The 7917-nt window shown below is 62.8% G+C and carries 5 protein-coding genes and 1 tRNA gene; 1 reads left to right on the plus strand and 5 read right to left on the minus strand.

All coding sequences use genetic code 11. The features are described from left to right. The first annotated feature begins 158 nt into the window (after positions 1 to 158). Positions 159 to 3347: a ribonuclease E gene (gene rne / locus DyAD56_RS21735; protein ID WP_102304925.1), complete on the plus strand. Its 3189-nt coding sequence runs from the start codon at positions 159 to 161 to the stop codon at positions 3345 to 3347. 64 nt (positions 3348 to 3411) lie between these two features. On the opposite strand, the gene DyAD56_RS21740 is transcribed toward rne, so the two are convergent. The 5 genes from DyAD56_RS21740 to DyAD56_RS24025 form a co-directional block, all read right to left on the minus strand. Then, the gene (locus tag DyAD56_RS21740; RefSeq protein WP_102304934.1) at positions 3412 to 4080 is read right to left on the minus strand and encodes a response regulator; all 669 of its coding nucleotides are present in this window, start codon (positions 4078 to 4080) and stop codon (positions 3412 to 3414) included. Between the two features lie 151 nt (positions 4081 to 4231). Next, positions 4232 to 4477, minus strand: coding sequence for a hypothetical protein (locus DyAD56_RS23750; RefSeq protein ID WP_146010596.1), 246 nt, complete (start codon positions 4475 to 4477; stop codon positions 4232 to 4234). A 28-nt stretch (positions 4478 to 4505) separates the two neighbouring features. Continuing rightward, positions 4506 to 4592: transfer RNA gene (locus tag DyAD56_RS21750), tRNA-Leu, on the minus strand. A 384-nt stretch (positions 4593 to 4976) separates the two neighbouring features. After that, positions 4977 to 7319: a type II secretion system secretin GspD gene (gene gspD, locus DyAD56_RS21755; RefSeq protein WP_102304927.1), complete on the minus strand. Its 2343-nt coding sequence runs from the start codon at positions 7317 to 7319 to the stop codon at positions 4977 to 4979. 3 nt (positions 7320 to 7322) lie between these two features. Further along, the coding region (locus DyAD56_RS24025) for a general secretion pathway protein GspN (RefSeq protein WP_102304928.1) at positions 7323 to 7917 on the minus strand (595 nt) is incomplete at its 5' end.

Here is a 7917-nt window from a genome sequence, read left to right on the forward strand (position 1 = left end):
CTCCGGAGAGCGATCGGCGCATTGCCAAGAATCATCCCGGCACCGAGAACGATGCCGTCATTTGCCGCTTAACCGCAGCGGCGCGATCCCCGGCAGGCCGCCGAAGCGACTGGCGCCACCGGGGCACGCGACGCGCGGCAAGCTGAGGAAAAATTACAATGAAACGTATGTTGATCAACGCAACTCAGCGTGAAGAGTTGCGCGTGGCCATCGTCGATGGCCAGAACCTTTACGATCTAGACATCGAAATCCCCTCCCGCGAACAGAAAAAGGCCAATATCTACAAGGGCCGCATCACTCGCGTGGAGCCCTCCCTTGAAGCCTGCTTCGTCGACTACGGCGCCGAACGCCACGGCTTCCTCCCGCTGAAGGAAATCGCCCGCGAGTACTTCACGCCGGGCCTGGACCCGAACAAGGCCAACATCCGCGACCTCATTAAGGAAGGTCACGAAGTAGTCGTTCAGGTCGAGAAGGAAGAGCGTGGCAACAAGGGCGCCGCGCTGACCACCTTCATCAGCCTCGCCGGCCGCTACATGGTGCTGATGCCGAACAACCCGAAAGCGGGTGGCGTTTCGCGTCGCATCGAGGGTGAAGACCGGCAGGCACTGAAAGAAGCACTGGAGCATCTCAACGTCCCTGACGAGGTGGGTCTTATCGTGCGCACCGCCGGCCTTGGCCGCGACGCCGAAGAACTCCAGTGGGATCTGGACTACCTCCTGCAGCTCTGGAAGGCCATCTCTGGCGCCGCACAGGCGCAGAAAGCCCCGTTCCTGATCTATCAGGAATCGAAGCTGTTCATCCGCGCCTTGCGTGACTACCTGCGCAGCGACATCGGCGAGATCCTCATCGATGAGGAGTCGCTGTACAACGACGCGCGCGAATTCATGCAGCAGGTGATGCCCAACGCCCTGCGCAAGCTCAAGATGTACCGCGACGACACCCCACTGTTCTCGCGTTACCAGATCGAAACCCAGATCGAGAGCGTGTTCGATCGCCAGGTCCGCCTGCCCTCCGGCGGTTCGATCGTCGTCGACCAGACCGAAGCCCTCACCGCCATCGACATCAACTCGTCGAAGGCCACCAAGGGCAGCGACATCGAAGAAACCGCGTTCAACACCAACCTGGAAGCGGCGGCGGAAATCGCCCGCCAGTTGCGCATCCGCGATGCCGGCGGCCTGATCGTGATCGACTTCATCGACATGGACAGCCCCAAGCACCAGCGCGAAGTGGAAGAACGCCTCAAGGAAGCGCTGAAGCTGGACCGTGCCCGCGTACAGATCGGCCGCATCAGCCGTTTCGGCCTGCTGGAGATGTCACGCCAGCGCCTGCGCCCCAGCCTGGGCGAAGCTACTCAGATCGTCTGCCCGCGTTGCGAAGGCCATGGCCATGTCCGCGGTGTGGAGTCACTGGCTCTCTCGACCCTGCGCCTGATTGAAGAGCACGCCATGAAGGACAACACCGGCCAGGTGCTGGTGCAGGCCCCGCCGAGCGTGGCCAACTTCATGCTCAACGAGAAGCGCGCCAGCGTGGTCGAGATCGAGCTGCGCAACAAGGTGCACGTGGTCATCGTCGCGGACGATAAGCTCGAAACCCCGCACATCGAGATCCAGCGCATCCGTGAAGCCGACATGGGCGAGCACAGCAAGCCCAGCTACGAACGCCTCACTGCCGTCGAAGCATCCGCGGTTCCGAAGATGGGTCAGACTCTGGGCAGCAGCGAGCAGCCGGTTGTCAGCGGAATCGTACCCGCCACTCCAGCTCCCGTCCGCGAAGAAACCGCAGCCGCTCCAGCGCCGCAGCCGGTAGCCGCGCGTCAGTCTGCTGCAGCCCCAGCCCCCCGCGGCGGCGTGCTCTCCCGTTTGCTTGGCTGGTTCCGCAGCCCGGCTGCCCCTGCCTCGCCCGCTCCAACAGCGAAGTCCGAGCCCGCTCAAGCAAACCGCGGCAATCAGCGCCGCGACGAGCGTGCCCGTTCGGGCCAGAGTGGTCAGCAGCAAGGTAATCGCCAGCAGCAACAGCAGCGCCGCGAACAGCCGCAGCAAGGCCAGCCGAAGGGCCAGCAGCAAGCAAAGGGCAATCGCCAGCAGCAACAGCGCCAGCCGCAGCAGGCCCAACAGCAGCCCAAGCAGGAACAGCGCCAGCAGCAGCCCAAGGGCGAGGGTCAGCAACAGGCACAAAATGAGCGCAAGCAGCAGCGCCAGGAGCAGCAACAGCGCCAGCCGCGCCAGCCGCAGCAAGCCCAGTCCAGCACTCCCGCTCCGGACACAGTAATCGCCATGGCCGCTGCGTCCGTGGCAAGCACTGCCCCGGCCGAGCGACCAGAGCATGTGCCGGCACCGGAGGTGATCAAGGAGATCGCTGCCACCGCCGAGGCCACCACCGAAGTCGCAACCAGCGGCATCATGGACCCCGCAGCTGGCACACCGGAAGCTGAGGGCAGCCAGTCGCGTCGCCGCCGCGGTCGTCGTGGTGGCCGTCGTCGTCGTCGTCATGAGGACGGCTCACAGGCCGACGCACAGACCGAGGAGTCCGCTGACCAGCATCTCGACGATCTGGACGATGAGGACCGCAGCGAAGCGACTGCGCCGTCGTCGCACGCCGCCTCGGTGGCCACGGCTGTCGTAGCCACAGTTGCCGCAACAGCGATTGCACACACGGCAACGCCAGAACAGAACGGAGTGGCAGCGCCCGCCGACGCCGCGTCCGCGACCTCTGAAAAGGTGGTTGCCGCTGCAGTGCCGAGCGCACCCACGCAGGCACCCGAGCACGTACTGAGTGCGGTCGCGCCAGCATCCTTCAATCTGCCTGCACTTCCGCCAATTCCGTCACCTACCGCCATCACAGACGCGGCGTCGGAACACGTGCAGCTCGACGCTCCGATCGCGGCCGAGCCCTTTGGCGAGGTCCTTGCGCACAAAGACCACCAGGCTGTAGCCGTCGAACCGGTTGCTGACGTCACAGCACATACGACGACCGATGTCTCTGCCAGCACCATCCATGCTCCGGAAGCTGTCGCTGCCGTCGCAATGGAAGAAGTCACTCACGTCACAGAGGCGAGCACCGCCGTCGAGTCCCTGGTGCACCTCGATGTGTCGCCCAAGATCGAACCCGTTGCCGAGACGCTGATCGTTTCACAGTCGACCGAGACAGCGGAGGCACAGCAAAGTGTGTCCGTGCATGTCGAGCCGCCTGTAGAAAACATCCCAGCAGCGGTTGCGCAGCCGGCACAAGGAGACCTCTTGGCTCATGCGGGTCTGGAGCAACAGTCCACTGCCGAGTCTGCACCGGTCGCGCCGATCAACGAAGAAAGCGCACAGGACGTGAAGAAGGACGCGTCGTCACACAGCTGACGACGACCCACTGCACATAAAAAAAGCCGGACAATCGTCCGGCTTTTTTTTGCCAACTTACCGATCACATACCCGGTAAGTTGTTGCCTACCTGATTGTTGTGCGTATCCAATAGACCGTGAATGGTCATCAAGTGAGCCAGGCTGATGATGTGATCCACCTGCAGTTTTTCCATCAATCGCTGCTTGTAGGTAGAGACAGTCTTGGGGCTCAGGTTGAGCTGCTCACCAATCGTCGTCAGCGCCTTACCACGCACCAGCATCATGGCCACCTCGAGCTCACGGCTGGAAAGCGCGTCGAAGGGCGACCCTTCGCCATCCAGCGTCGCCAGAGCAAGCTGCTGGGCCACCGCGGGCGCCAGGTAACGACGCCCGGAAGCTATTTGGCGTACCGCATCAAGAAGCTCTTCCGATGTGCAGCCCTTGGTCAGATAACCAAGTGCGCCTGCATCGAGCAGTCGCTTTGGAAAGCGTGCATCGTCCACGACAGTCACAATGATGATGTGAGTCGCAAGCTTGGAACGGGAAACACGTTCGGTAAGCTCGATACCGCTCATACCGGGCATATGCACGTCTACCAGGGCGATGTCCGGCGCCTTGGCGCGGATCAACCTCAGACCCTCTTCGGCAGTACCCGCTTCACCGCAGATTTGAATATCCGGCTGTTGCTGCAGGATCATCCTGAATCCCGTGCGCACCAGCTCGTGATCGTCAATCAGCACTACCTTGATCACCAGTCGCCCTCCTTGGGTGTATTCGGCGAACATAGGCCGCCCTATGGCTCAATGCAAGCACTTGAGGCGCCTAAAAAATATGGCAACAAAACCCGCCTACGATGGCCCTGGGCCTTACCTTACAGGTTCCACCACCGCGCTACTGACAGGACTACTCGACACCCGTGGACCAATTTCGTAGTCCCTGCGCATTGAGATCGAAGTCCTCAACAATAACTGTCACCACGTGCCCATGGCTATCGGACCATTCCTGTTCGCCAGTGCGGCGAAGGACGCCATCAACGAAGGTACCTTGCTCGATCCTGCAGTCGCCCTTGCAGTAACCAACGACAAAACCCTGTGGCAACTCTGCGGCGACGCGATTATCAAAAGGTCCGATAAATCTGCTGCCACTCATCAGACATCCCTCGATTGCCTCGGTCGGATGGTGCCCGGAGCGGGGGTCGAACCCGCATAGCCTTTCGGCTGAGGGATTTTAAGTCCCTTGCGTCTACCAGTTTCGCCATCCGGGCCATGACGGAAAGACTCGCATCCTACCATGCACGCGAGCGCTCCCTTACGCAGACAATGCTGAGGAAAGTCCCGTAAAACGATGGATTTTTTGCATGACGGTGGATGGCAGCCCCGTGCCCCACCTACATAGAGCTCGGCGGTCCGACCCGTTCATTTACATATCAATGATTTAACCTGCTTTCACGCGTTCAACTCGCCACGCCAAGATGCCTACGTGCGATGGGTGCCACACGCCCTATCACGCTCCGCGCGGCGGAGCGCCAGATCTTCCATTGAGCCTTTGCCGATATCTTCACCAACGCAAAAAATGGGACCTGGTTCTCATCTAGAGCAACGCAATACGAATGGCGGCGGCCTGAGCCCTGTGGCTCCCCCGTGTACGCCTATCCAGAGTTCGTCGCCCGCAACGGTGCCAGCGACTCGAACTTGCGCTGATATTCGTCGGTCACCTGCTTGGCATCCTCGCTACTGGTGACGACACGCGGCGTGATCAGCACGATCAGCTCGGTGCGATCCCGCTTGTGTTCCGTCGTGCCGAAAAGACGGCCCAACACCGGAATGCGATTGAGTCCGGGAATACCCGCATCAGTGATTGATTCGTTCTGTTGGATCAGGCCGCCAAGCAATACGGTCTGTCCGCTCTGCACCGCGATCTGCGTGCCCACCGCGCGCTGCTGGATGGTGAAGTTGCCTTGCGAATTGGCCGCACCGCTGGTGTTGCTTACCTGCTGCTGCACGTTGAGATAAACCAGGCCGCCCGGATTCACGCGCGGCTGCACATCCAGAATCACACCCGTCGGGATGTAGCTGACGCTACTGGCCGTCGTGCCCGCCGTGCTGAGCCCCGTCACGATCGACGTTTGGTTGATCGGGATCTGATCACCGACCTGGATATGTGCCACTTGGTTGTTGAGCACGACCAGCGACGGTGCCGACAGCGTCTTGGTGTTGCCGTTGGTTTCCAGTGCACGAATGGCGACCTGGAATTTGCCGTTGCTGCTCAGGAACGAATAGAAGAATGGCTCGCCACCGTATTGGTTGCCGCCATCACCGAGAGCGATCTGGCGATGTGCTCCGGGATAAATGCTCGTTGCGATGCCGTTGGCATTCGGCTTGCTGTTCGCGAGCCCTTGCAGATACCACTGCACACCAAACTGTAGGTCGCCAGTCAGGTCGATCTCAAGAATTCGCATTTCGATCTGCACCTGCAGCGGCACGTTGTCCAGGCGCTGAATCGCTTGTCGTATTTCCGTCCACTGTGAAGGCCGCGCGCGCACCATTAGCTGGTTGTTCGAATCCACCGAGCTGATACGGATGGAACCATCCCCGGACACGTACTGTTGGCTGGCATTGCCATTGCCGTTGTTGCCGCCAAGCGATCCCGCCGCGCCACCACTCGTGCCGCTGCTGCCCACGCCACCACTCGTGCCCGTGCTGCCGAAGCCACTCGTGCCACCCGTGGTGCCGCCTGTGCTGTCGCTACCCAAGCCACCCGCGCCACCAAAACCGCCACCCACGCCATTCACCGAGGGCGAGCTGCCGAAGCTGCCGGCGGTGCTGCCCATGCCGCTGGCGTTGCCGTTGGCATTGTCGCTGGCGCCCAGCGTAGACCCGTTGAGCCCCGGCCCGACCTTGCCTGCGTTGCCGCCGCCACCGTTGCCGTTGGTGTAGATCTGGCCCAGGTACTGCGCCAGATCGGAGGCCTTGATGTTGAGCACGTCGTACACGAACAGTTCCGGTTCGTTGCCGCCGCCGCGATCGATCTTGGTGATCCAGTCGCCGACTTCCTGCAGGTACTGCGGCTGGTTGCTGATCACCACGATGGCGTTGGTGCGTTCGATCGGCAGGAAACGCACCATGCCGGCCAGCGGGGTGTCGCTCTTGGGCCCGAACATTTGGTCAAGCTGCGGGCCGAGTTCGCCGACGTTGGCGTGTTGCAGGCTGAACACGCCCACGGACATGCCGCGCAGCCAGTCCACATCGAAGGTGTGGATGGTGCGCTGGTAGTTGTCCAGTTCGGAGGGCGTGCCCGAGAGCACGATCACGTTGCGCGAGGGGTCGGCCAGCAGCACGGAATCGGTGCGGGCGAAGGGCTTGAGCAGTTTTTGCATCTCGGTGGCGGAGATGTAGCGCAAGGAGTACAGCCGCGCCTGCAGGCCGCCTTGCGGCGCTACGGCGTTGAGGCTGGGCACCAGGTTGCCGGCCACGGCGTCCTTGGCCGGCATCACCACGTATTGGCCCTCGCGCATGACCAGGGCGTTGTTGGTCCACGACAGCAGGGTTTCCAGGATGGGAATGGCTTGGCTGCTGTCCACCGGTTCGGCGGTGGAGAAGGAGACGTTGCCCTGCACGCCCGGCACGATGGTGTAGTTCTGCTTGAGCAGGTCGCCGAGGATGGCTTTCACCACCGCCTGTACGGGTTGGTTCTCGAAGTTGAAGGTCACCGCACCGTCGCCGCTGGCGGCTTTACGCGGTTGCGCCAGGCCGGTGGCGCGCACGAACTGACCGGTGCCTTCGGTGACTTGGGGCTTGGGCGAGGTGGTCTGATCGGCCGGGGTGTTGCGGGTGTTCAACGGCGCGGGCACCGGCTTTTCAGTGCCGGCCAGCGCCTCGCGCTGCAGCGCGCCGTCGTCGTGGGTCGGCGGCAAGCTCTGGCAGCCGGCCAGCCACAGGGCCAGGGTGAGGGTGCTGATGCGGGTGAACCGCGAGGTGCGCTGGATGGACATGGATTAGTGGGCTCCCTCGGGTGTCGCGGCTTGCTGTTGGGCACGGCGCTTCTGGATGGCGTCGCGCAACTGGCGAATGCGGTCGGCTTGCGCGTCGGCCCCGTTGGGGGACTGCAAGGCGGGGTTGGGCGTGTTGGTGGTGTTGAGCATGGGGCCGTTCTGCGGCACGGGCGCGGGGGTGACTATCGCGGCACCGGGCGCGGCGGGCGGTGTATTGCTGTCGGGCTTGGGCACGTCGATGGGCGCACCGGCGGGCAGTTGCAGCTCGGTGCGGCCGCTGCCGGATTCGAACACGGCGGCGCGCGGCTTGAGCTCGACCAGGCGCCAGCTGCCGTCGGGCAAGCTGTCGCCTTCGCGCACGCGCACGTTGTGGTCGCCGCTTTTGTCGCGCAGCAGGGCCATGTGCAGCGGTGGGGTGAGGATGATGCCGGTGAGCGACATGTCGCCCAGGCTGGCGCCGCCGGAGGCGGCGTGCATCACGGGTTTGCGGTCGTTGTTGAACAGCGGTTGCAGCCACACGGCGGAGAACTGGGCCAGCGGTACGGGCGGTGGCAAGCCTTGGTCGTGTGCGGGTGGCAGCGGCGTGGCCGGGCGTGTG

Source organism: Dyella sp. AD56 (genome assembly GCF_002878475.1).
In the GTDB taxonomy this organism is placed as follows: domain Bacteria; phylum Pseudomonadota; class Gammaproteobacteria; order Xanthomonadales; family Rhodanobacteraceae; genus Dyella.

What these genes read in the sequence shown, in the direction of transcription:
- gspD (WP_102304927.1), bottom strand. Translation starts at nt 7,319, where the DNA reads ATGTCCATCCAGCGCACCTCGCGGTTCACCCGCATCAGCACCCTCACC.
- rne (WP_102304925.1), top strand. Translation starts at nt 159, where the DNA reads ATGAAACGTATGTTGATCAACGCAACTCAGCGTGAAGAGTTGCGCGTG.
- DyAD56_RS23750 (WP_146010596.1), bottom strand. Translation starts at nt 4,477, where the DNA reads ATGAGTGGCAGCAGATTTATCGGACCTTTTGATAATCGCGTCGCCGCA.